This window comes from Peptoniphilaceae bacterium AMB_02, assembly GCA_036321625.1.
GTDB classification, from domain to species: domain Bacteria; phylum Bacillota; class Clostridia; order Tissierellales; family Peptoniphilaceae; genus Microaceticoccus; species Microaceticoccus formicicus.
This window is the reverse complement of sequence record CP143259.1, coordinates 1,072,699-1,097,350: the sequence shown is the minus strand read 5'-3', so window position 1 is coordinate 1,097,350 and position 24,652 is coordinate 1,072,699. Positions and strand designations below refer to the sequence as shown.

Below are 24,652 nucleotides of genomic sequence, written 5' to 3'. Positions count from 1 at the left end.
CTTAGTCATTTAAATAACCCAGTTTCACCAATGCATCTTTTGCAGCATTGTGTTCGGACTCTTTTTTACTTTTACCTATTCCACTACCAATGGTCTTATCATTAGAGACTACATTCACATGAAAAACCTTATTATGATCAGGACCTTCTTCTTTCACTAATCGATACTTAACTTTTCCTCTATACTTTTTATGGTAAAATTCTTGCAATGTAGTTTTATAATCCGTTGAAACCCTATCGTTTTTTATATCATTTAGGATTTTGTCCTTATATCTTGACAAGAGAAATTCTCTTACCACTATAAAACCGGCATCCAAATAAAGGGCGCCGCAAAAAGCTTCAAATGCATCTGCTAATAGAGAGGCTCTGTCTCTACCACCACTAAGTTCTTCCCCTTTACCCAATAATAAATACTTGGGGATCCCTAATTCTCTACTAGCACATGCAAATGAGCTTTCACATACGATAGTCGCTCTTATTTTAGTCATTACTCCTTCAGGTACACTGCCAAGTTCCTGAAATAATAAATCGGTCACTACTAAATTCGCAACGGAATCTCCTAAAAACTCCAGTCTCTCATTATGATCGGAAAAGTTTTTATGCTCATTGGAAAACGAGCTATGTGTAAAAGCAAGATTTAGGACTTCCAGATTCTTAAATTTATAACCGATATTATTTTCAAAATCTTTAAGTTGTTTTATTCTTGTCGCATTCATTTTGTACTTCCTATCTGGATTTAAAGTATTCTATTATGTCTCCAACAGTGATAAATTTTGCGAGATCTTCATCTTCTATTTCAACGCCGAATTCTTCTTCAGCATCCATTATTAACTCTAAAAGAGTAATGGAATCGACATCAAAATCCTCTCTTAAAACCATATCATTGGAAACTTCAGTTATTCCAAATCGCTCCTTGATGATCTCATATATTCTATCTTCTATCATTTTGATCCCCCCCTCATAATATCAGTAATTTCGTTAATTACATCATCTTCAATAAATTTTATCAATTGAAAAATACCATTCTTGATAGCAAGACTGTCCGAGCTGCCATGAGCCTTGAACACAGGTTTTTTAGACCCTAGCATTGGAGCTGAGCCCAAGTTCCTATAATCCAGTTTTTCTTTAATGCCACCAAGTGCAGGTTTGACAAGCATTCCGCCAATCTTAGTCATTGTAGATGACATAATACCTTCTTTTAATAATTGCATCATAGTAGATGCTACCCCTTCAATGGTCTTAATCATAATATTTCCATTAAATCCATCTGTCACAATGACATCTACATCATTATCCAGTATATCTCTAGGTTCAATATTGCCTACAAAGTTCAATTTTTCATTTGAAAGTACTTGAAATGATTCTTTAGTAAGTGTGTCCCCCTTGCCTTCCTCACTACCTATATTTAGAAGTCCGACAGTTGGATTGCTCTTATTAAAAACAGTCTTTGCATAACAGGTACCCATAATAGCGAATTGCCTTATAAGTTCAGGTGTACAGTCCATATTTGCTCCAACATCCAGAACTATTGTCGGATTTTTAACCCCCGGAATGGAAACTGTTAAAGCAGCTCTATCGATGTTTTCGATTCTGCCAACTATTAAGGTTGCACCTGCAAGTAGTGCGCCTGTACTTCCAGTCGATATGAAGCCATCTGCTTCATCATTTTTTAAACTTCTAAGACCTTTGACCATAGATGATTCTTTTTTTCTTCTTATTGCTAATGCTGCTTCGTCAGTATTTTCGATTACATCCTCAGCATTTATAATAGCAATCTTATCATTTTCGATTAATTCTTTTGGAATAAACTTCACTAACTCTTCTTCAGGTCCACAAAATATGGGATAAAAATCTTTCTCGGCCATTGCATCTAATGTACCTTTGACAATTACTTCCATTCCCTTATCAGAACCCATAGTATCTATTATTATTTTCATTTCTACCTCAACTATTTTTTTATAAATAAAAAGGATAGTGTGCCCACTATCCTTTCTATTCTACAACGATAACTTCTTTTCCATCGTAGTAACCACAAGCTCTGCACACTCTATGAGGCAATTTAGGCTCATGGCAGTTTGGGCACTCTGTTATTGTAACCCTTGGTAATTTATAAGACGATGCTCTTCTTTTATCTCTTCTCGCTTTGGATGTTCTCCTTTTAGGTACAGCCATTTTGACACCTCCCTATTAGTGAATATAGCCAACATATTACAACATCACTAATTTATGACTAAGCTAATCTAGTTGTTTATTATATGAAAGCAGCTAATATATTATACAATTAGCTTTCACATATGTCAATTATAAATTAGCTGATTAAACTCTTAGTGTCCCTAGCAATCATCAATTCCTCATTGGTAGGTACTACATAAATTTTTACCTTAGAGTTTTCTGTTGAAATTAAAGCTTCTTTACCTCTAACATCATTTTTCTCTTGGTCTAGTTCTATTCCAATATGTTCTAAGTTTTTACAAACTAAATGTCTAATTGTTTTTGAGTTTTCGCCGATTCCGCCTGTAAATGCTATTGCATCACAACCGTCTAATTCTGCAATATATGCCCCTAAGAATCTCTTTACTCTGATTATAAACATATCAAGTGCTAATTCTGCCCTTTCATGTCCTTCATGTGCAGCGTCTTCAAGATCTCTAAAGTCAGAGCTCAATCCTGATACTCCTAGAGCACCTGATTTTTTGTTTAAAATTTCATTCATCTGTTGTGGAGTTAAATTCTCTTGTTCCATTAAGAATGTAACTACAGTTGGGTCTACGTTACCGGATCTTGTACCCATTTCCAATCCTTCAAGTGGAGTAAGTCCCATTGATGTATCGAAAACTTTTCCTTTTCTTATAGCAGCTAGACTTGATCCGTTTCCTAAATGTAGAGAAACAAAGTTCATGTCTTCTCTGTCTACTCCCATGATTTCAGGTAATCTGTATGAAATGTATTTATGACTTGTTCCATGGAAACCATATTTTCTTATTGCATATTTCTTATAATATTCATAAGGGATTGGATACATGTACACATAATCAGGCATAGTTTGATGGAATGCAGTGTCAAAAACAGCTACGTTTGGTTTTCCAGGTACTATTTCTTCACATGCTTCAATTCCCATTAGGTTACCTGGGTTATGAAGAGGACCAAATTTGATATGATCTCTTATTATTTCTTTAACTTCTTCAGTGACAATTACCGGCTCTGATAATTTCTCTCCACCATGAAGTACTCTATGTCCAATACCGGTTATTTCGTCTAGTGACTTAACTATACCGTATTTTTCATGAGTTAAAGCATCAAAAACATACTTTATCGCATCTTTATGATTTTCCATAGGTTCTTCTACTACATAATCTTCTTGACCATCCACTTTATGGATAATTCTTGAACCAGGAATACCGATTCTTTCAACTAATCCTTTACCAATTATGCTTTCATCTTCCATGTCCATCAGTTGGTATTTAAGCGATGAACTTCCACAGTTAATTACAAGTATTTTCAAAGAATTACCTCCTAAATAAGTTCTTTTGTCTCTCACCTATTATATATTATACTAAATGATACAATAAATCAATATTTTTAGACATCATATTTGAAAAAAAGATAAAGTCTATATAATGGTGTAAATTAGTTTTACAAAAAAATATAAACCATCCCCAACCTTTTGGTATAATAGTTTCACCACAAAACTAACCAGGAGGTAAAAGAGATGGTCTGGCTATATTTTACACTAGATTCAGAAATAATTAAAGGTTTATTTTCAGCTTCAGCTAAAGAAAATGCTATTGCAAAACTCTTAGAATCAATTTTAAACCAAGTTTTAGAGGCTCAAGTTACTGAGGCAATCGGAGCTGAGCCTTATGAACGTACTGAAGAACGTACATGTTACAGGAACGGTTCTAGAGTTAGACAAATTAAAACTCGTGTAGGAACGTTAGAATTGCTAGTACCAAGAGTTAGGGGTGGTGAGTTTTCTCCTGATTTATTCAATCGATATCAACGAAATGAACAAGCTTTTGTACTGGCTATGATGGAGATGGTAATCCAGGGTGTCTCCACAAGAAAAGTAACAAAAATCACCGAAGAATTATGTGGAACATCATTTTCAAAATCAACAGTATCAAACCTCTGTTCAAACTTGGATCCTTTAGTTGATGAGTTTCGAAACAGACCATTAGAGTCACAATATCCTTTTATCGTAGTTGATGCTATGTATTTAAAATCAAGAGATGCAGGAAAAGTTAGAAGCAAAGCTCTAATGATTGCAATAGGAGTTCGCTCTGACGGTATCCGTGAAATTCTTGGTTTTATGTGTGGTGATAGTGAGACTGAACTAGGATGGAGAAACTTCTTTTCATCATTAAAGGATAGAGGATTATCAAATGTTGATATAGTTGTTAGTGATTCACATAAAGGCTTAAAATCTGCAATCCTTAAAGAGTTTCAAGGCAGCTCATGGCAGAGGTGTCAAACACATTTTAGTAGAAACATACTTGATGTATGTCCTACTAGACTACAGCCTGAGATAAAAAATCGATTAAGAGAGCTTTATGATGCGCCAACTACAGAAGTTGCCAGAACAGTATTAAATGATATCCTTGATGAATACTCAAATACTGCACCAAAGGCTATGGAATTACTAGATGCTGGTTTTGACGACATAACCCAAGTATTAAATATTCCAATAAAGTATCGAAAAAGATTAAGGACATCAAATATCATTGAACGTCTAAATCAAGAGATTCGTCGTAGAGAACGAGTAATACGAATATTCCCAAACGATGAATCCATGAACCGTTTAATTGGGGCAATATTAATTGATTTAGATGAGAAATGGAGTAGCGGGAGAATATGGTTGGATATGCATGAATACCATGAATCCAAACAAGATCAAGCCGAGCTTCAACAAGTTGAACCTACAAAGGTAGTTGCATAAGTCTGAGTTTAAGCTAATGCACCGCCAGCCTTGCACCAAGAACTTAAAAAACGGTAAGTGTTAACCACCGAAGGCGATAAACTCACAACAAAATGGTGTAATTATCCTTCGTTTTTTTAGTGTACCATTTTTTAAGTACTTGCCATAAGGCCAAGCCCTTCGGGTGGCTGATGTAATACCTCAGGCTCCAAATCTACAACAAATCAAAAAAATGAAACTGCTAATCAAAAGGTAAGATAAAACAATTTACACACTAATTTGGACTTGACTGAAAAAAATTTAAAATTCTGTAAAACTTTGAGATATATTATACTATATAATATTAATATAACTACTATGTTATAATCAACATGAGGTGTATTATGAAAATAGGAGCAATAGTATGTGAATATAACCCATTACATAATGGGCATCTATATCAAGTTTACAAAGCAAAGAATGAATACGGTATCGATTCAATGATAGGCATTATGTCAGGGTCTTTTGTTCAAAGAGGAGAACCGGCAATTTTAGATAAATATACAAGGGCAAGAAACGCTGTTGAGAACGGCCTGGATTTAATTCTGGAGCTTCCCACTTATTTTACTCTTAAAAGTGCCGAGTTTTTTGCATCAGGCGCTATAGAAATAATTAAAAGATTGAACATTGTAGATTATCTGGTATTCGGATCTGAAATCGGCTCCATTGAGACTTTAAAAAGTATTGTAAACATTATAAATACAAGTGAATATAGTACTTATTTAAACGAAGGTATGGATTTAGGATTATCTTATTCATCAGCCAGCAATAATGCAATCATCAAAGCAGCAAAAAGCAAAAATATAGAATTGCCAAGTATCAATTCCAACGACATACTGGCAATTGAGTATATTAAAGCGGCTAAAAATTCAAATTTAGTACCCATAACAATAAAGAGAAAGGGAGCTGATTATTTATCTCTTTCGACTGATGATGAGTTTATTTCTGCAACCGCCATTAGAAATGCAATAATTACAAAAAATGATTTTAAATCTGTCAGAGATTATGTTCCCGGTTCTGTATATGAGTTACTTGAAAGCTTGAATCCTGCAAATAATGTTTTTGCAGAGGAATTATTGTTCAATCTCCTTTTATTTACTGTATTTGTTGAAAAAAGAAATTTATGTACTATTTCAAGATTTGAAGCCGGAATGGATAATCTAATTATAAATAATCTCAAAACTTCTTCAAATTTAAAAGAACTGATAGATAAACTTACTTCAAGAAGATACACTGCTTCCAGAATAAAGAGGTTCATCCTTAACTACCTCTTAAATATAAGTTCTGACATGAGCTTTGATTATGATAATCTATATATTAGACCACTTTGTTTTAACGAAATGGGTGCAAAGATTCTTAGCTTACTCAAAGACTCATCTCAGTTGCCACTGGTATCAAAGTTTTCTGATTTCTATAGTGAATGTAATAATCCACTTTTGGAATTAGAATTAAGAGCTAGTAATCTTTATAATTTACTGCATGGTATAAGAATAGTAAATGAAGACTTTTTAAAAAGTCCAATACACTTAAAAAGCAGCTAATCAGTGATGATTAGCTGCTTATATTAGTTCTTTCTAAGCTCTTCTCTGTTTTCTTCCAATACGTTTAAAACGCCTTTTAGTCTTTCTTGAGTTTGTGCTAAGATATCGTCTACATAAGTAATACTTTGAATTTTCATTGTTCTGGCAGCTTGTTCTGCTTTCGCTTGTAGCGATTGAGCTTTGTTTCTAGCTTCAATAACTACTTCATGCTCATTAACCATTCCTTCAAATTTTTGTCTTGCTTCATCAACTATTCTTTCAGATTCTTTCTGAGCCTCTGAGATAACTACATCTGCCTCTCTTTGTGCTTCACTAAGTATTCTTTCTCTCTCTTCAGTTATCCAAGCAGCTTGTTTGATTTCTTCAGGTAAATTCTGTCTCATTTCATGAATAATATCATATAACTCATCTGCATCAACCATTACCTTCTTTGAGAATGGTACTGAACCGGCATCTTCGATTAAATCTTCAATTTCTTCAATTAATTGAACTATATCCATTTTAAAATCCTCCCTATTCACATCTATATTTTGAATTTATTTTCACTTCTACAAGTGGCGGAACAAAACTTGAAATATCTCCATGATAGGAAGCTATTTCCTTTACTATACTTGAACTTAAATATGAGTACTTAGTATCGGATACTAAAAACATAGTTTCTATCTCCGGATAAAGCTGTTTATTGTATAATGACATCTGCATTTCATACTCATAATCTGAAACGGCTCTAAGTCCTCTAATAATTACATCTGCTTCCTTCTTTTTAGCATAGTCTATCAAAAGACCATCGAAATTGTCAACTTGAACATTTGGATATTCTGATGTTAATTCTTTGATCATAGCAACTCTGTCTTCTATAGAAAATACAACTTTTTTGTTTTGGTTGTTTAATACAGCCACGATTACTTTATCGAATTTTTTAGAACATCTGGTTATTATATCAAGATGACCATATGTGATTGGGTCGAAACTACCCGGGTATATTGCTATCATCAAAAACCTCCTTTTTCAGAAAGAAAAGGTAAATATTTCCATATCTTCTCTCATCAATAATATCGTATCCCTTTAGTTCTTTAATATGTTCATCTGTTTCAAGTACAATAAATCCATTCTGGCTTAAAATATCATACTCACGGATTAACTCCAATGATTTAAACTCAAATCCTCTTCCATATGGAGGATCTAAAAATACTATGTCGAACACTTCTTTGCCTGATAGCTTTTTTAGGTAATTACGATAGTCTCCCCTATTGACTATTGCAGAGTCATTAAAATCCAAATTATCAAGATTAGTCTTGATAATCTTATAATTTTCAGACCTTAATTCGTTGAAATAGACTTTTTTTGCTCCACGGCTAAGTGCTTCGCAGCCTAGTGCACCACTACCACCAAATAAATCTAAGACGACAGCATTATCTATGCTATCAGAAATGATATTAAAAAGTGCTTCCTTAATTCTATTTTCGGTTGGTCTTGCTGTTTTGTCTTTTGGGGAAATAAGTTTTCGTCCCCTTTTTTTACCGGCAATAATTCGCATAATTATCCTCTTATTATAATATCAGAATTCTTCAAATTAATAAAGCTAATTCAATGATTTTGTTCTAATTATCTTGCTTATGACATCATTTATCTTATTTTTTATCTCTGAATTTTCTTCCAACTCCAAAGTCGGATCTTTTTCAATTAATCGTTTAGCATCTTTATTCGCCCATTCCAAGATGTTTTTGAAGTTATAATCTAGATCATTCAGTATTGAACTGCCATGCTGAAAATACCCCAAAATTTCTCCCGGACCTCTCAGTTCCAAGTCTTTGTCAGCTATAATAAATCCATCATTACTAGTTTCAAGTACCTTCATTCTCTCTCTTGCACTTTTCGAATTGGAAGTACATATCAGTATACAATACGATTGATGCCTGCCTCTTCCTACTCTGCCTCTTAACTGGTGCAGTTGAGCAAGTCCAAACCTCTCAGCATTATATATCACTATAGTTGAAGCATTTGGAATATCTATTCCTACTTCAATTACCGTTGTAGATATTAGTATGGAGATCTTTTTATCTTTGAATGAATCAACTATCTCTTGCTGCTCTTGTTTTGGTAATTTCCCATGCAAAACCTCAGAATGTTCATCAAGTCCATATTGTATTAATCTCTCCCGGATATCGTAAACGGATTTTAAATTTAGTTCGTTGTCATCAATTGTCGGACAGACAATATATACTTGTTTATTACTTTGGATCTCTTTTTTTATAAAAGAAAAAACCCTTTTTTCATAAGACATATTAACAGCAAAAGTTTGTATCGGCAGTCTACCGCTGGGAAGTACATTGATAGTGGATAAATCTAAATCCCCGTATATTGTTAGCGCCAATGTCCTTGGTATTGGAGTAGCTGACATAACCAGAACATGAGGATTATCTCCTTTTGAAATAAGATTATCCCTTTGTTTAACACCAAATCTATGTTGTTCATCAGTGATTACCAAGCCCAGCTTTTTAAAACTTACATCTTCTTGAATCAGTGCATGTGTGCCAAATACAATATCTATATCTCCATCCTCAATCATGCTCTTAAGTGACTTCTTGTCACGTTCAGATATTGATCCGGTTAATACCGAAGACTTGATACCGATAGTTTTGAGTTTTTCGCAATAATTATAATAATGCTGATTTGCCAAGACCTCAGTAGGAGCAATAAATGCACATTGATATCCATTATTTACACAGTAAATAGCTGCTAATATCGCAACTATCGTCTTTCCGGATCCCACATCACCTTGTAGTAGTCTGTTCATTGGTTTGGACGAACTCATGTCTTCTAAAATCTCATCTACCACTTTTTTTTGATCTAAGGTTAGAGTAAACTCTAAGCTATCTATAAAATCAATGACCTTTTCTTTATTCGTATTAATAGGAGCTGAATTCGACAAAACATTCATTTCTCTAATATAGTTCAAAGACAGTATCAATAAGAATAGTTCTTGATAAACAAACCTTTTCTTCGAATTTACAATATCCTCGTAATTTTTTGGACTATGTATCATTTTATAAGCTTCATTTAGTTTTATAAGTCCTCTCAAAAATAACAAATCCTCAGAGAGAAACTCCCTTACATTCGTTATTTTCAAGGCTTGTTCAATGAATTTCCTTAGTTCATTTTGAAATAGTCCTTTAGTCAAGGGATAAATGGGAACAAGTCCAAACTCGAAATTTTTTTCGGTAGATACTTCAGGATTGTAGATGGTTTTTAAATTACCATTTCTAACTACCTTGCCATAAAAATAATAATACACATCTAGTTCCAGTTTTCTCGGACTATAAATATCATTAAAATATATAATTTCACATTTATCCGACTCATCAAATGCTTTTACGGATGTTAGCGTTCCTTTAGCCGTCCTGATTGGCTTTGTTTTGGATTTGATACATAGTCTATATAGAGCTTTTCTATCTCCTGTGTCTTCTGTTAGGATTGAGACGTTTCTTTTGTCTTCATAGTCATTTGGGAATAAATTGATTAACTCGCTTTGATTATATATTCCCATATTATTTAAAAGAGTGGCCTTTTTAGGGCCAACTCCTTTTATATTATTAAACATTTATTCTACTGAAATTATAAAATAGTAAACAGGTTGGTTTCCTTTGACCAGTTCCACATCAAAATCACCATACTTTTCTTCAATTCTTTTGACGAGTTCTTCGGCAACCTTTTCGTCTGTATCTGCGCCATAGAATATAGTTATTAGTGAATCATCTTCATCAATAGACTTATCGACCAAACTTAGGCAAGTTTCTAAGATTTCTGAAGTACTAAGAACTATATTGCCATTTAATAAGCCGATAAAATCTCCTTTATTTATCTTTATGCCATTATTTTCTGAATCACGAACTGCATAAGTTACTTGAAGAGTCTTTACTTCCTCTATTGCTTCACTCATATTTTTTAAGTTTTCTTTTACCGATGCATCTTGATCAAAACTCAATAGTGCAGCAAAACCCTGAGGTATAGTCGTAGTCTTTATTACGAAGGCGTTTCTGTCTGTTAATTCAACCGCTTGATTAGCTGCAAGAATTATATTCTTGTTGTTTGGAAGTATATAAATATTCTCGGCATTAATTTCTTCCATAGCCTTTAGAAAGTCTTCCGTAGACGGATTCATAGTTTGTCCACCGGATATAACTTTCTTAGCATTCAAGTCCTTAAACACATCATTTAAACCATCACCGGATGATACCGCAATAAATGCATATTCGCTTTTTTCAGTTTCAACTTCTTTTTTATCTTCATACATACCGGCATCTTGGAGCTTTTCATTTTGAAGTCTCATATTATCAATTTTAATATCTGAAAGTGGTCCAATTTTTAGAGCCAGCTCTAGCACTTCTCCGGGATTATTAGTATGAATATGAACTTTGGTTATTTCATCATCTGCGACAACTATCAAAGAGTCTCCATAATTAGATAAAGTCTCACGCAATTCAAGATACTTTCCGTCGCTTCTATTAATCATAAATTCAGTACAATAACCAAATTCGATATTCTCTGATTCAGAATGAGCTTTATTGGCAAAGGTATTAAAACTATCTACGGTTGGTTTGTAATCATAATCATCAGATATCAATCCTTGTAACAATCCTTCCAAAATAATTAGGTAACCCTTACCACCGGCATCGACAACCCCTGCTTCCTTTAACTGCGGTAGCATATCAGGAGTTAAGTCCAATACTCTATATCCCTCTTTAATAACATCTTGAAAAAACAGCATTATATCATCGTAATCATTATGGTTTTTTTCAGAAAATTCCGCCATCATTCGGGCGACTGTAAGAATAGTACCTTCAGTGGGTTTCATAACCGCATTATAAGCAATACGAGCAGATTCATTAAAAGCTCTATTTAAATCGGTTATATTCGCTTCTTCAAGATTTGTTAATCCCATGCTGAAACCTCTTAGAAGCTGGGAAAGAATTACTCCAGAATTGCCCCTGGCACCCATTAAGGATCCTGAGCTTGCAGCTTTTGAAACTTTACCAACTGTTAAGTCAGTTACAGCATTTACCGATTTTAATGCAGATGCTATTGTCAAAGACATATTTGTACCTGTATCTCCGTCAGGAACCGGAAATACATTCAATGCATTGACTTCTTCTTTCTTGTTTTCTAACATTTGTACAGATACTCTAAAACCCCTACTAAGCATCTGTCCATCAATAGTTTTCATCACCATTACTCTACCTCACCACTATATTCTTATACCCTGTACATAAATATTAATGTGCTTAACAGTCACCCCGGTAATATTCTCTACCTTGTACTTAACTGTATCAATTATATTTTCGGTTACAGTTCCTATTCTAATTCCGTATTCCAGCACAACATCTAAATGTATAGTTATGCCATCAGGATTACTCTCAATTCTAACTCCTTTTGACATATTTTCTTTTTTTAATAGGGTCATAAGTCCATCAGTAGCATTCCTATATGCCAGCCCTACTATACCATAGCTGCTCATTGCAGCTTCTGATGCTATATTAGCAATTACTGAATCGTTAATGGTAATCGTTCCATATTTGTTAGTGTAATTAGATGTCATCGCCATCCTCCAATCAATATATTTCAGAATTTATATTTTCACAATATTATTATACCAGTCAAAAGAATATCTTGCAAAGTAATATGTTCTTATGCTATAATTATTAAAGTCTTTATAGAACATTTTTAATGGAGGTGTTGAAATGTCAAAAACTTGCGAATTATGTGGAAAGACTAGACAATTCGGTAACAAAATTACTTTCTCACATAGAAGATTAAATAGATCCTGGGCTCCAAACATTAGAAAAGTTAGAGCTGTAGTTGATGGGTCAGTTAAAAGAATAAATGTATGTACTAGATGTTTAAAATCAGGAAAAGTAGAAAGACCAATGTAGTTGTTACATTTATTAAATCGCGGTATGGCATAAGCTATACCGTTTTTTTGAGCAGTTCAATAAAAAAGGAGTCCTGGAAGAACAGGATTCCTTTTTTATTTCCATATTTTACTTAATAATTGAACTCTCCCTTATAGACTTCTCCATCTTTAAAGAATGATGAATCTATGGCACAGACATAGTATGCAGAATAAACCTTGTATCCATTTTCTTCGGTATTCATGTCCATTACAAATCTATAAAAAGGAATCTGAGGATTATGTGGCAAGCCTTTATATACGATTGAAACACTTATGATACTATTTGATTTATCAATTTTTTCAAAATTACTCGATACATAATCTCCATCATAAAGTTTTGTCTTTGCGGATTCGACATCAATTACCGGATAATTGTCATAAACTTCATAATCATCGAAATTATCAAAATGGATTGCAACGAGTCCATGTTCTAAAGAGGCACCAAGATAAGTACTCTTTAGTGAGTAATTTACAATTCTATTTATATCACTTCCTGCACCATCGTATACATCCATATCAAATCTCTTTATACCATCTATATTAAATCCTTTTGAATTTATAGCTACTTCGGGTTTATCATAAGCCATAACATCTTTGTACTTTTCTTTTAAATACTCTGCGACAATTCTGTGTTTTTCTACTTCAGATTCTACACCGTCCAAATTAACTTCATCCATTTTAGGCATATTCTTAAAAGATATCTTGGCTTTCATACTGCTGGATATAGAAATCTCAATATCATCATTTGCTGCTACATAAAAACTACTACCATAAATATGATACGGTGCATTTTTACCTTTATTCTTATACTCTTCTATTATACTCTTTATATATTCAGGATTCTCTTCGTTTAAACTTATTTCGAATTCATCTTGGTTAAATCCCAGTCTTTCTATGACGGTAAGTAATTTCTCTTTCATCCTTACAGTATTTGGCGGCATTACACTTCCATCATCATTGAATACTACGAATTTAGGTGTATAGACAGGCAGTTCATCAATTTTTATGTCGGATTTCCATGGATTTGAATCTATTAGATCCTCAGGTATATTAGCAAAAAACGATTCTCTTCCCATCCCTTGAAAATACTCTGCTGCATGTAACGGTTTTCTCTTAACTACTTCTATAGGTTTTTCAGAAATCTCATCATCCTTCTCATCTACCTTATTGTCAGTTTTGATATCATCAGTTTCTGCTTTTTCTTCTATTTTTTCTTCTCTTATTACTATGTCTTCTTTTTTATTTATAATATTGTAGATTGCATAAACACCGACCATTAACAATAAGCAAGCGGCAATCATAGCAAATGTTCTACGGTAAGAGATCTTTTCAACTTTTTTATGTTCCATAGCTTCAGCAACAAACTTATCATCAATTTCTCCTATGGCCTTAAAAATATCTATAGATTTCATAGCTCCACCCCCTTACTGATTAGGAAATCTCTTAGTTCATTCCTGATTCTAAACAAACTCGATTTGATTTTAGATTCAGTAAAATTTGTTCGCTCAGAAATGTCTTTTATACTTTCGGTATAAAAATATCTAAGCACAAATAATTTTCGTTTTTCTACAGGCTGAAAAGATAGAAACTCATTTATATGTCTGACCAATTCATTATAGTCAAAGGTACTTTCTACATCCTCTTTACCTGAAATCAGTTCTGAAAGCTCATCTAAAACATAATCTACTTCTCCCTTTCCCCTTTTAAGTGCTCTTTGACTATTGTATCTATTGATGGCCGTATTTCTGGATATTTTGGCAATATATGATGAAAAAACTAGCGGAATAGTTGTTGGTATATCGTTCCATACACTTAAATAAGTATCATTGACACATTCTTCTACATCACTATTCAATTTAAGTATATTATTAATAATCTTTCTTACATAAGCTCCGTATTTGCGCTGAGTCTCTATTATCGCACCTTCATTTCGTTTCCAATATAAATCTATTAACATTTCTTCATCCGGTTTTTTCATAATATCCCCTCCTCACCCATATAGACAACTTATATATGTTTTGGTTGCACAATTTCTAATTTTTAATGATCTCGATTTTTACAGTTTAAACTCTATTCTTAAGTTTAAATTTTAAATATTTGTGATAGTATCTATATATTATCATAATTAGAACACAAAATCGAGTAGAGGCTAACTAGTAGCCCCTCTCACACCACCTAGCATGCCGTTCGGCACTAGGCGGTTCAATTAATTCTAACAATTTCTCATGTAGTAGTCATAAGGGTCTACTAATCCTCGTCGGATTAGTAGCTCTTTTGTTATTGCTCTAACTACACATGTTTTAGTACATACAAAGTAGTACCTATCACCTACATATGAGGTTAATCTCGCTAGATCTTTTCCTATTCCTAGCTTTTGTAGTCCCCATTGTCTTTTACTTGGTACTTTCCACATTTTCCAGATAATCATTCTAAGTCTGGTTCTTAATCTCTCACTAATCTCATTCATTGCTGATTTCATAGACCCTATTTTGAAGTAGTTTACCCATCCACGTATGACGTCATTTAGTTTTGATAGTCTGAGTGAAAAGTCTACAGACCATCTTCTCTTTGTTAACGTTTTAATCGTGTCCTTAAATTTCCTTATGGAGTCTTGATGTGGTCTTGCTTTCCATCTTTGTGTTTGCTTGTCTTTCCAAAATCCAAATCCCAAATATTTTAGATTTATTGGTTTTGTCATTTTGCTCTTTGTGGCATTCACTTTTAGACTAAGTTTCTTTTCTATCCAGTTTGTTATGCTTCTCATAACTCTTTTGGCAGAATTCTCACTTTTGACTAGTATCACACAGTCATCTGCGTATCTAGTGAATCTTAATTCTCTTTTTTCTAGTTCTTTGTCTAGTTGATTTAACATAATGTTGCTTAGTAGTGGTGATAGGTTTCCTCCTTGAGGTGTTCCTTTCTTTGTTTCTTCGTATTGACCTTTGTTCATTACTCCTGCTTTTAGGTATTTCCTAATCAGTGATTCTGTATCAGGGTCTTTTATTATGTTGTGCAGATAACTCATCAGTTTATCTTGTGGCACTTCATCGAAAAATTTCTCTAAGTCTATATCAACTATCCATTCATATCCTTCATTTAGGTAGTATAGTATTTGTTCTATTGCCATTTGTGTACTTCTACCTGGTCTAAAACCGTAGCTATATTCTGAGAATTCTTTTTCACATATTGGGCTTATTACTTGGACTATTGCTTGTTGTATTATTCTGTCCATTACTGTTGGGATACCTAGTTTCCTAACTCCACCATTTGGTTTTGGGATTTCTACTCTCAATACTGGTTGTGGTTTGTATGTTCTTTCTCTTATTGACTTTTCTATTTCTTTCCAGTTTTCTCTAATGTATGCCTCTATTTCCAATACGGTTATTCCATCTATTCCGCATGTTCCTTTGTTTGATACTACTTGTTTTAAGGCTGCATACATATTTTTCCTGTCTAGAATTTCGTCAATTAGCTTTCTTTCCATTGCTGCACTTTGCTCCTTTCCGCAGGATTAGTATATTTTATCTTTCAAGCCTTGAACCACGTATACGTTATGGTTTGTACTTTGTCAAATTTTCCTAATCCACATACATTTTACTTGGTGCGATTAATTGTTCAGTCCTTCCCGTTCACACGGTACTATGACCTCTGCTGACTTCTCATAGTTCGTTGTTACTACTTTTTCGTCTATGAGACCTCACGGGATAAGTCTCAGTACTTTCATCGTTTACTTGCAGGATTTACGCTTTGGGTTTACGGTTATCTTTCGGGACTTTGTTGCCTTTGGCCAACTTGCCCACCTTTTACGCCTCATATCCTGTTCCTGTCCGTCAAGCCACGATTTCGCTATTGCTTCTTCTCCCCCACATCTCACGATATGAAGCTTGCAAGTCGCTATCAGATTCGTCGATAACTACGCTCTTTAGGGAATTTCACCCCAGCATTGAGACATGCCCGTCATACCAAAAAAAGTGAGAACTTATCTGCGTTCTCACTTTAACTTTATACTTAATCGTAATTAATTATCTTTTTTGAAAGCGCTAAATATTGCTTTGAATATTCTTGAGAAAAACTCAGCAATTTTATCTAAAAGTCCGCTTTCTTTGGCATCTTCAAAAATTTCTTTAGCCTTTGTTGAAACTTCACCGGCTAATTTACCCAATTGTTCTTTTACTTCTTCACTATCAACAGCATCAGTTTCTTTATACTGATTAAATAGCTCAGTAAGTTTTTTAACTTGATCTGAAGTCATAACAGATTCAAGATCATATTTTTTTATAGAATCCTGAATGAATTTTTCGATTTGTTGTGCATCAAGATTCTGCCCATTTTCATTGTAATAATTATTAATTTCCTGCTTGATATTGATTATAACTTGGTTAAGTTTATTGATACTGAAATTTTGTTTTTCTTTATTCTCTTGTGCAATATCATTAGTTGTCGACAGCTCGATTTGAGCCACCTTCATCCTTTTTATATCAAGAGTTTCTCCATTGGCATCAAAAGCTTTATAAATACCCGTTAAAGCCGATTCTCCTGTTACTGGTTTCAATGAAGCAATTACGATATCGCAATTATTTACGCCGGCAGTGATACTTGCATTTCTGTACTGATCCTCAGTTATTTGTGTTATTTTATCCGGCGTTTGTATTTTTACACTAATACCGGATTTTTCATCTGTTTTCTTTACCAAAACAGATGAAATCATTGCAGAGGAATCTCCACTACCTTGACCTAAGTACTTAATCTCGTCTTCACCTGTAACATGTTTGATATTAACATTATTAAAATCACTTATTCCAAGTAATTTAGCTGTAGATTTTATTTCTTCTTCGTTAAGACCTGAGCCATAGACATATATAGGTTTACCCCACTTTTCATCGATTACTTCAGTATCTATAGCAAATGCCGTTGAAGGGATTAAAATCAGCATAGCTAACAAACATATGATTAACTTTTTATATTTTCTAAACATAATTTCCTCCTAACTCATTGTTCATGACTATTATAACCTAAATTTATCACTTAAACACTACAGTATTGTAAGCTTAAGTAAAAAAACCGGCATATGCCGGTTTTAATCTTCTAATACATATACAATTACATCTCTTCTACCGTACTTATGTACAGTCTCTGAAGATTCGTAAAACAAATCAATTTTATTACCTTTTATAGCACCACCGGTATCTTCTGCAATAGCCATACCATAAGATGGCCATTCATCAGTTGAAGTTACATATAACTCCGTCTTTAGAGGTATTACTTTAGGATCTACGGCAACAACACCCGGTCTAAGATTTGTACCAAGAGCAGTTATCGGTCCCCAAGGTCCGTTCGATTCAGGTGAAGCATCATAAGATGTTGAATTCATCCTAATGATTTGCTTATATTTTCTAACGGTTCCGTCTTTTAAAGTTATAGTTTTATTATCAGGATTTATAATATCTCCTGATGGCATGACTATATTATTGTTTGCTTCCTCTTTTTTCTTATCTTCAGCGCTCTCTTTAGGTTCGTCAGCCGGTTCAGTTTCAGTTTTTTCTTCCTTAATAGCTTCACTCTCAGCCGCTGATTCACTTGCCTTTAGACTCTCTATATGAACTTCTTGACCGTTTAAATCCTCAATCACATTCTCTCCATCTGAATAATAATCGTGGAATGCTTTTACTAAATCGTAGTCAATATTGCCTATACTATTAAAGACATAAACCTGTTTCGCATTAGTAGTTAGATATAGAACTGAAGAAATATCTACTCTTCCTTTGTCTGCTAATATTAAAGGAGAATTTTCTTTAGCAGCCAGTACTGATGACATCAGCGCTTTCTGATAATTGTTTCCATCTACTAAAACAAGTGATTTGTAATTTTTAAATCTATTAGCTATCATTAAAGATGTTTCGTATCTGTTTTTACCCGCTAGTGTTACAGCATCAATATTCAAATCAGGATTTACAATTCTAACAACTTGCTCTTTCACTTCTCTACTTATGGTGTTTTCACCACCGACGAATATTATATTTTTACCAATTCCATATTCTCTTAAGTAAGCTTCCGTTGTCTTAGGAAGTGTATCTTTTGAAACTAATAAAATATTTCTATGCTCTACCTTTGCCAGCGCTGTAGCTGATAAGGCATCAGGAAATACATCCCCACTTGCAATTATTAAATTTCTGTCAGTACCCAATTGCTTCGATATTTCAACTGCTGTTTCATATCTGTCACTGCCACTGATTCTCTCTTTGTAATTATCTAATTTTTCGATTTCTTCGGCATTTAATCTATCCTTACCGCCTAATAGACTTATAGATTCAGCACTATTTAACATATCAAGATCAACGTCTGAGTTTATGTCTTCATAGTAAAATAATCTGCTATTTTTTTCTGATACCAGTACTCCACCTACTAAACTATCTGCGAAAGTAGTATTAGATGTTAGGAAGATTTTAGAATCTGCTTGTGCAGACCTATTGGATATTTTTCTAATAAGAGATGCTTCGTCGTTTTCGGTATTTATTATTACACTTTCTCCGGAATCGGCTAAAGCAATCGAATTTATCTGTGTGATAAATAAAAAGAGTACTAAGACTCCAACTAAAATTTTTCTCATTTATTCAACCTCCATACAGAAATATTTTAGATTAAGTAAATTTTCCAGTCAATTAAAGCAGGTGAAAAAACAAAAAAACAGCCTTTATAGACTGTTTTTTTATATACTTTAATTACTTTGTAACATTTTTGTAACTATTTTGTTTTTATCGCAATTCTCAATACAAGTATTTTACAAAGGTTACAAATTGGTTACAACGCCATATTGATTTTTGTCTTTTTATAACACCTTTTATTACATTATCGTAACAATTATTTTAATACACGTTGTAAGAAAATTTTAGTTCTTTCATTTTTCGGATTTGTAAATATCTCTTTCGGATCCCCTTCTTCACAGATAACACCATCATCCATAAAAATAACTCTAGAAGAAACATCTCTTGCAAATTCCATCTCATGGGTAACTACGATCATAGTCATGCCCAAATCCACCAAGTCCTTCATAACCTTTAAAACCTCTTCTACCATTTCAGGATCAAGTGCTGAAGTTGGTTCATCGAAAAGCATTAAATCTGGTTCCATACTTAGTGCTCTGGCAATAGCAACTCTTTGTTTTTGACCACCTGATAGGTGTTTTGGCTTTGCATTTATATAAGCCGCCATTCCAACAAGTTCCAAAAATCTCAACGCAGTTTCTCTGGCGCTCTTTTCATCTTTTTTTAGTACTTTAACCTGACCAATAGTACAATTCTTTAATACGGTCATATTAGCAAAAAGGTTGAAGTTTTGAAAAACCATCCCAACTTTACTTCGAAAGTTTCCAATTTCTTCCTGGTCTTCTACCACATCTAAATTGTTAAAAAATACCTTACCCGTTGTTGGTTCTTCGAGTCTATTAATGCATCTTAATAGTGTCGACTTACCGGATCCGGATGAACCGATAACGCACACTACTTCACCTGGTACAACTTCAAAATTGATACCTTTTAGTACCGGGTGTTCACCAAAAGATTTTGTCAATCCTTCAACTCTTAATATACTATTCTCTTTCAAGTGGTTTCACCTCCGGTACTACTACTTGCATCTGATTTCCGGACATAATAAAGTTTGCAGGTCCGTCGAGTTTCTTTTCTATCATCCTTAATATTCTCGTAACAGTAAATGTCATCACAAGATATATTACCATAGTTATTAAGAAACTTTCGAAATATCTAAAGTTTGCTCCTGCAATAGATTTCGTTTGAAAGTACAGTTCAGTTACTTGAATTACATTCAATACTGATGTGTCTTTAATATTAATTACAAATTCGTTACCCGTAGCAGGTAGTATATTTCGTAAAACTTGAGGGAGTATTACATATAACATCCCCTGTACATGATTCATCCCTAGTGCATCAAAGGCCTCAAACTGACCTTTGTCTATCGAGATAATACCACCTCTAACTATCTCTGCCATATACGCTCCTGTATTGACAGAAACGATTATTAACGAAGATGCAAATGGAGGTATGTCTATTCCTAATAATAATGGCATTCCATAGAAAAATACCATGGCTTGTACCATCATCGGAGTTCCTCTCGTAACCTCTACATAAATATCAAATATTATCTTAACTGTTTTAAGAATTATCCTACCTAATAATTTTTTCGGTTTTGGAGCAGTTTTTACAACACCTACGACAAAACCAATCATAGTTCCGATTATAGTAGATATTATAGATATATAGAGAGTGACCCATGCTCCTCTCAGAAACATGGGCCAGTTATTCACAGCAATCTGTTTGACTATTTGAAAGTCCATTAATTACCCTCCATTAGTTCATTGCAGGTTGATTTACTATAGCTTGATTCATAATTTCTGTTCTTTGTTCTTCGGAAATTTCAGATAATATTTTATTTATCTTTTCTACCAAATCACTACCTTTTGCTACACCAACAGCTATTGATACTTCTTCAGGATTTTTTACTTCAAAACCTTCAGTTAATTCTTGATAAGTGAAGTTAGGATTTGCATGACTAGCACTTTTCCCCTCAGGTACTTCACTAATATAACCATCGATTTTACCTGCTTCTAATGCCACTCTCATTGCAGGGAAATCGTCCATTGGTTCAAGTTTTAGAATACCTTCCAATTGATCAATTACATTATAGTGAATTGTACCTTGCATAGCTGTAATCTTAGCATCCTTAAATTCTTTTATACTGGTTACTTTCTCAAATGGCCCACCTTTTTTGACCACTACTATTAAATCAGAAGTATAATAATGGTTTGTAAAATCCATCTGTTCTCTTCTTTCATCAGAAGGAGACATACCAGCTATAACAGCGTCAATTTTACCTGATAATATTGACAATGGTAATCCTGACCATTCCATTTTCTTTATAACTAGTTTTTTACCAAGTTTCTCGGCTATAATCTTAGCTATTTCAACATCATATCCACCGGCATATTCCTTTAATCCGTCAATTTGAACAGCTCCATTACTGTCATCTATTTGTGTCCAGTTAAATGGTGCATAAGCCGCTTCCATTCCTACGACAAAAGTATCTTTGTCCTCAGTACTTTCTGTTTCCTTTTTATTTTCGGTAGTTTCAGTACTTGATTTGTCCTCAGTCTTTGGCTTATCTTCAGCCTTTTGTCCACAACCGACAAGTAGTAATGCCATAATTCCAATCGCTATAATAATACTAAAAAATCTTTTCATATTAACTCCTCTCCTCTAAATATAAGTTTGTTATATTATACAATAATTTCGTTTAAAATTCAAAGACAAGTCATAAATAATTCTTTTATTTAATATCTCACTTGCTTTTTATGCTATTTATTATACAATTATAATATAAGACAAATATAGGAGGTAGCAATGGAACTAATATCCGTAAGAATTAACGATTTTTTACACTATGTTGGTGTTAACGACAGAGATACACATCTTTTTGAAAATCTATGGCCGCTTGAGAATGGTGTATCATATAACTCATACCTCATCAATGCCGAAAAAACTGCACTTCTCGATACAGTTAAAATAACTAAGGTCTCAGATTTTACTGCAAAACTTAGAGCAGCTCTCGGGGATAAAAATCTGGATTACCTAGTCATCCATCACATGGAACCCGATCACTCCGGAGCAGTCTCTACAATTAGAGAACTCTACCCCGATGTGCAAATTGTTGGAAATAAGAGAACGATTCAATATCTTGAAGAATTTTATGGTATAACTGAAAACATCTTGGAAGTAAAGGACGGAGAGACGCTGGATCTTGGCGACAGGTCTTTAACTTTTTATACTACACCAATGGTACATTGGCCTGAATCAATGGTTAGTTATGAACCAAAGAGCAAGATTCTCTTCTCTCAAGACGCTTTTGGTGGTTTTGGTGCACTTGACGGAACTATTTTTGACGATGAAATCAACTTGGACTTCTACCATTCTGAAACCAGAAGATACTTTTCTAATATCGTAGGAAAGTTCAGCAAGCAAGTACAATCTGCTTTAAAGAAATTAGCCGGTTTGGAAATATCTATGGTTTGTCCGGTACATGGTCCTATTTGGAGATCTCATCCTGAAAAAATAATAGAGCTTTATGACAAATGGTCTAGATACGAAGTTGAAGAAGGAGTAATTATAGTATATGGATCCATGTACGGAAATACTCAAAGAATGGCTGAAGTTATCGCCAGAGAACTTGCTGTTCAAGGTATAAGTAATATAAAAGTTTTTGATGTTTCAAAAACACATGAATCATATATACTCAGTGAAATCTGGAGATACAAAGGTTTAATCTTAGGATCTTGTACTTACAATAACTACATGTTCCCACTTATGACCAAACTTGTTAATATCCTAGATATGAACAAAATTGAAAATCATGTACTTGGCGTGTTCGGATCCTATAGCTGGAGCGGTGGAGCTGTAAAAGCACTTAAGGAATTTGGAGAAAAAGGAAAATATGATATGATTCCTGAAGTAGTTGAAGCAAAATGCGCTGCATGTGACGAAGATATCATTGGACTCAGAAATATTGCCAGAACAATGGCTCATAAGCTCAAAGAAGACAGATTGACAGAACTGACAGATTTACTGGACAACTAATACTAAAAAGTCGGGATAATCTCCCGACTTTTTCATTATCTTTATTCTTTATTATTTTATCTGCAGCCCAAAACTTTTGTTTCAATACTACGGTTTTATTAATATATTACTACCGGAGTATTTATTTCTACATTGTCAAAGATTATCTTAGAAGGATCATAAGGTAAGTTTATGCATCCATAACTACCGCTACCATTATAAATCCCTCCTCCAAACTCGGTTCTCCATCTGGAATTGTGTATTCCAACACCGCTCCAGTTAACAGGCATCCAGAAATCAACATAAGAAGAATAATCTGCTGAGCCTTCAGGAACTATACCTACCAAAGATCTATCTTTTTCTCTTGACCATACTTTCCAAACGCCTTTAGGAGTTGCGACTCCTCTCGTTGGATCGCCGGTAACTATTGGAGTATTCGTCATCAATTCTCCATCTTTGTAATACCATAGGTGTTGTCTGTTTATGTCTATCTCAATATAAGTCTTTCCTATATCGTTTAGTCCTCTTTGTAGTCCTTCATTTAGAAAAACAGGTACCAAATCCTTTGATTCATATGCACTTAATACTTTCATCAATTCATTTGTAGATTCGTCTACATCCATTTGCCATCCGTAGATTCCTCCTTTAACCGTAATTTGACCAATACCTGTAGCTTCCAAATTTTCTTTCCACATTTTCACCATAGGTATCATATTTTATTGCAAGTTGTCTTAAATATTCATGCACTTGTTCACGTATAGGCTCGTATTTTTCACCTGTATATTTATAAAAATCTAATAATCTCTCACCTTCTAAAACCTCTTTGTCTTCACCAAAATCATAGCTGATTTTCATGGTGATTATCTTATTGACATCTTCCATTTTCTTCTTAAGTGCTTCACTGTCTTCCGTAATTTCCGGTTTGAGGTATTCATCTTCCAGAGTAATGGATTTCTCTCCGGATAAAAATGCACTGATTATTTTTTCTTTAGCAAGTTTTAAATCAAGCGTATCTCCCGGATTACTCGCATTTATCTCATATTTTCCATTAACCACATGAAGACTTGCATTTTCAGGTAGTTTAGCATCTTTCATTAAATCTGAAGCGTTGATAAAATCTTCCAATTGCTGTTCATTATAAGCATAATCATATTCGGGATTGTGGACATGATTTTGAAAAACTGCTACCGGCCAGATAAACTGGTTTTGGTTAATTTTAACTCCTGACTTTACAGTTTCAGTATAACTTATCTGAGGTGCATTTAAGTTTGCAGTTTTATTATTGCGTCCTTTAATTTCCAGTTTTCTGGATTGATAATCCCTGTAAAGGGCATTGTCCAAACGGCTAAAACTCTTATCCTCTCCGGATACAGTTGTATTTGGGTAGGTCATAATTGTAAACACACCTGCTCCTATTAAATAAACTATCAATAAAGCTATGAAAATTTTTATAAATGTTTTATTCATTTTTTTGCCTCCATTAAAACAATTCTACAATTAAATAATATCATAATTAAGTATTAATTAGTAGTTTTTAGGGATTTTTTTATATTACATTACATTTTCAAAAAATCTCTTACTTGCTATTT

25 protein-coding genes are annotated in these 24,652 nt (G+C 33.7%); 4 read left to right on the top strand and 21 right to left on the bottom strand.

The features are described from left to right. Position 1 precedes the first annotated feature (1 nt). The 5 genes from rnc to VZL98_05345 all read right to left on the bottom strand — a co-directional run bounded on the left by rnc (position 2) and on the right by VZL98_05345 (position 3,501). Positions 2–715, bottom strand: coding sequence for a ribonuclease III (gene rnc / locus VZL98_05365; GenBank protein WVH64361.1), 714 nt, complete (start codon positions 713–715; stop codon positions 2–4). 10 nt (positions 716–725) lie between these two features. Then, positions 726–944: an acyl carrier protein gene (locus tag VZL98_05360; protein WVH64360.1), complete on the bottom strand. Its 219-nt coding sequence runs from the start codon at positions 942–944 to the stop codon at positions 726–728. Beyond that, positions 941–1,936, bottom strand: coding sequence for a phosphate acyltransferase PlsX (plsX, locus tag VZL98_05355; GenBank protein ID WVH64359.1), 996 nt, complete (start codon positions 1,934–1,936; stop codon positions 941–943). The genes VZL98_05360 and plsX overlap by 4 nt, the downstream gene beginning before the upstream one ends. A gap of 55 nt (positions 1,937–1,991) precedes the next feature. Next, a complete protein-coding gene (gene rpmF, locus VZL98_05350; GenBank protein WVH64358.1) occupies positions 1,992–2,171 on the bottom strand; it encodes a 50S ribosomal protein L32 in 180 nt (59 codons plus the stop codon). Between the two features lie 136 nt (positions 2,172–2,307). Beyond that, positions 2,308–3,501, bottom strand: a complete 1,194-nt coding sequence (locus VZL98_05345; GenBank protein ID WVH64357.1) for an acetate kinase — start codon at positions 3,499–3,501, stop codon at positions 2,308–2,310. A gap of 207 nt (positions 3,502–3,708) precedes the next feature. On the opposite strand from VZL98_05345, the gene VZL98_05340 reads away from it, so the two are divergent. Both VZL98_05340 and VZL98_05335 read left to right on the top strand, forming a co-directional pair. Beyond that, entirely contained in the window at positions 3,709–4,935 is a 1,227-nt protein-coding gene (locus VZL98_05340) for an IS256 family transposase (protein ID WVH64356.1), read from the top strand. A gap of 362 nt (positions 4,936–5,297) precedes the next feature. After that, positions 5,298–6,494 (top strand): nucleotidyltransferase, encoded by a 1,197-nt coding sequence (locus tag VZL98_05335; GenBank protein ID WVH64355.1) that lies wholly within the window; start codon positions 5,298–5,300, stop codon positions 6,492–6,494. Between the two features lie 23 nt (positions 6,495–6,517). On the opposite strand, the gene VZL98_05330 is transcribed toward VZL98_05335, so the two are convergent. The 6 genes from VZL98_05330 to VZL98_05305 are packed head-to-tail and all read right to left on the bottom strand — an operon-like array spanning position 6,518 to position 12,090. Continuing rightward, a complete protein-coding gene (locus VZL98_05330; GenBank protein ID WVH64354.1) occupies positions 6,518–6,994 on the bottom strand; it encodes an ATPase in 477 nt (158 codons plus the stop codon). A gap of 13 nt (positions 6,995–7,007) precedes the next feature. Next, positions 7,008–7,487 carry a pantetheine-phosphate adenylyltransferase gene (coaD, locus tag VZL98_05325; protein WVH64353.1) on the bottom strand — a complete coding sequence of 160 codons (480 nt, stop codon included), beginning with the start codon at positions 7,485–7,487 and terminating at the stop codon, positions 7,008–7,010. After that, complete coding sequence (gene rsmD, locus VZL98_05320) at positions 7,465–8,031, bottom strand: 16S rRNA (guanine(966)-N(2))-methyltransferase RsmD (GenBank protein WVH64352.1); 567 nt, start codon at positions 8,029–8,031, stop codon at positions 7,465–7,467. The genes coaD and rsmD overlap by 23 nt, the downstream gene beginning before the upstream one ends. Before the next feature lie 45 nt (positions 8,032–8,076). Beyond that, the gene (recG, locus tag VZL98_05315) at positions 8,077–10,095 is read right to left on the bottom strand and encodes an ATP-dependent DNA helicase RecG (protein ID WVH64351.1); all 2,019 of its coding nucleotides are present in this window, start codon (positions 10,093–10,095) and stop codon (positions 8,077–8,079) included. Next, positions 10,096–11,718 (bottom strand): DAK2 domain-containing protein, encoded by a 1,623-nt coding sequence (locus VZL98_05310; protein ID WVH64350.1) that lies wholly within the window; start codon positions 11,716–11,718, stop codon positions 10,096–10,098. Between the two features lie 21 nt (positions 11,719–11,739). Beyond that, positions 11,740–12,090 (bottom strand): Asp23/Gls24 family envelope stress response protein, encoded by a 351-nt coding sequence (locus tag VZL98_05305; protein WVH64349.1) that lies wholly within the window; start codon positions 12,088–12,090, stop codon positions 11,740–11,742. A 142-nt stretch (positions 12,091–12,232) separates the two neighbouring features. Here VZL98_05305 and rpmB point away from each other — a divergent pair, with 142 nt between their 5' ends. After that, the gene (rpmB, locus tag VZL98_05300) at positions 12,233–12,424 is read left to right on the top strand and encodes a 50S ribosomal protein L28 (GenBank protein ID WVH64348.1); all 192 of its coding nucleotides are present in this window, start codon (positions 12,233–12,235) and stop codon (positions 12,422–12,424) included. A 112-nt stretch (positions 12,425–12,536) separates the two neighbouring features. Here the strand turns inward: rpmB and VZL98_05295 are convergent, their stop codons facing one another. The 8 genes from VZL98_05295 to VZL98_05260 form a co-directional block, all read right to left on the bottom strand. Continuing rightward, positions 12,537–13,856 carry a hypothetical protein gene (locus tag VZL98_05295; protein WVH64347.1) on the bottom strand — a complete coding sequence of 440 codons (1,320 nt, stop codon included), beginning with the start codon at positions 13,854–13,856 and terminating at the stop codon, positions 12,537–12,539. Then, positions 13,853–14,422 (bottom strand): sigma-70 family RNA polymerase sigma factor, encoded by a 570-nt coding sequence (locus tag VZL98_05290; GenBank protein WVH64346.1) that lies wholly within the window; start codon positions 14,420–14,422, stop codon positions 13,853–13,855. The genes VZL98_05295 and VZL98_05290 overlap by 4 nt, the downstream gene beginning before the upstream one ends. 234 nt (positions 14,423–14,656) lie before the next feature. Then, the gene (gene ltrA / locus VZL98_05285) at positions 14,657–15,928 is read right to left on the bottom strand and encodes a group II intron reverse transcriptase/maturase (protein WVH64345.1); all 1,272 of its coding nucleotides are present in this window, start codon (positions 15,926–15,928) and stop codon (positions 14,657–14,659) included. Between the two features lie 534 nt (positions 15,929–16,462). Further along, positions 16,463–17,419: a DUF1002 domain-containing protein gene (locus VZL98_05280; GenBank protein ID WVH64344.1), complete on the bottom strand. Its 957-nt coding sequence runs from the start codon at positions 17,417–17,419 to the stop codon at positions 16,463–16,465. Positions 17,420–17,521: 102 nt separating this feature from the next. Beyond that, positions 17,522–19,051, bottom strand: a complete 1,530-nt coding sequence (locus tag VZL98_05275) for a cell wall-binding repeat-containing protein (protein ID WVH64343.1) — start codon at positions 19,049–19,051, stop codon at positions 17,522–17,524. A gap of 251 nt (positions 19,052–19,302) precedes the next feature. Beyond that, positions 19,303–20,043, bottom strand: a complete 741-nt coding sequence (locus VZL98_05270) for an amino acid ABC transporter ATP-binding protein (protein WVH64342.1) — start codon at positions 20,041–20,043, stop codon at positions 19,303–19,305. Next, positions 20,030–20,791, bottom strand: a complete 762-nt coding sequence (locus tag VZL98_05265; protein WVH64341.1) for an amino acid ABC transporter permease — start codon at positions 20,789–20,791, stop codon at positions 20,030–20,032. Before VZL98_05265 ends, VZL98_05270 begins: the two co-directional genes overlap by 14 nt. Positions 20,792–20,804: 13 nt before the next feature. Beyond that, positions 20,805–21,695, bottom strand: coding sequence for a transporter substrate-binding domain-containing protein (locus VZL98_05260; protein ID WVH64340.1), 891 nt, complete (start codon positions 21,693–21,695; stop codon positions 20,805–20,807). Positions 21,696–21,854: 159 nt separating this feature from the next. Between VZL98_05260 and VZL98_05255 the strand changes: the two genes are divergently transcribed. Then, complete coding sequence (locus VZL98_05255; GenBank protein ID WVH64339.1) at positions 21,855–23,084, top strand: FprA family A-type flavoprotein; 1,230 nt, start codon at positions 21,855–21,857, stop codon at positions 23,082–23,084. A gap of 98 nt (positions 23,085–23,182) precedes the next feature. Here the strand turns inward: VZL98_05255 and VZL98_05250 are convergent, their stop codons facing one another. Continuing rightward, positions 23,183–23,758, bottom strand: coding sequence for a L,D-transpeptidase (locus VZL98_05250; GenBank protein WVH64338.1), 576 nt, complete (start codon positions 23,756–23,758; stop codon positions 23,183–23,185). Next, a complete protein-coding gene (locus tag VZL98_05245; protein WVH64337.1) occupies positions 23,709–24,530 on the bottom strand; it encodes a peptidoglycan binding domain-containing protein in 822 nt (273 codons plus the stop codon). Before VZL98_05245 ends, VZL98_05250 begins: the two co-directional genes overlap by 50 nt. Positions 24,531–24,652: the final 122 nt, after the last annotated feature.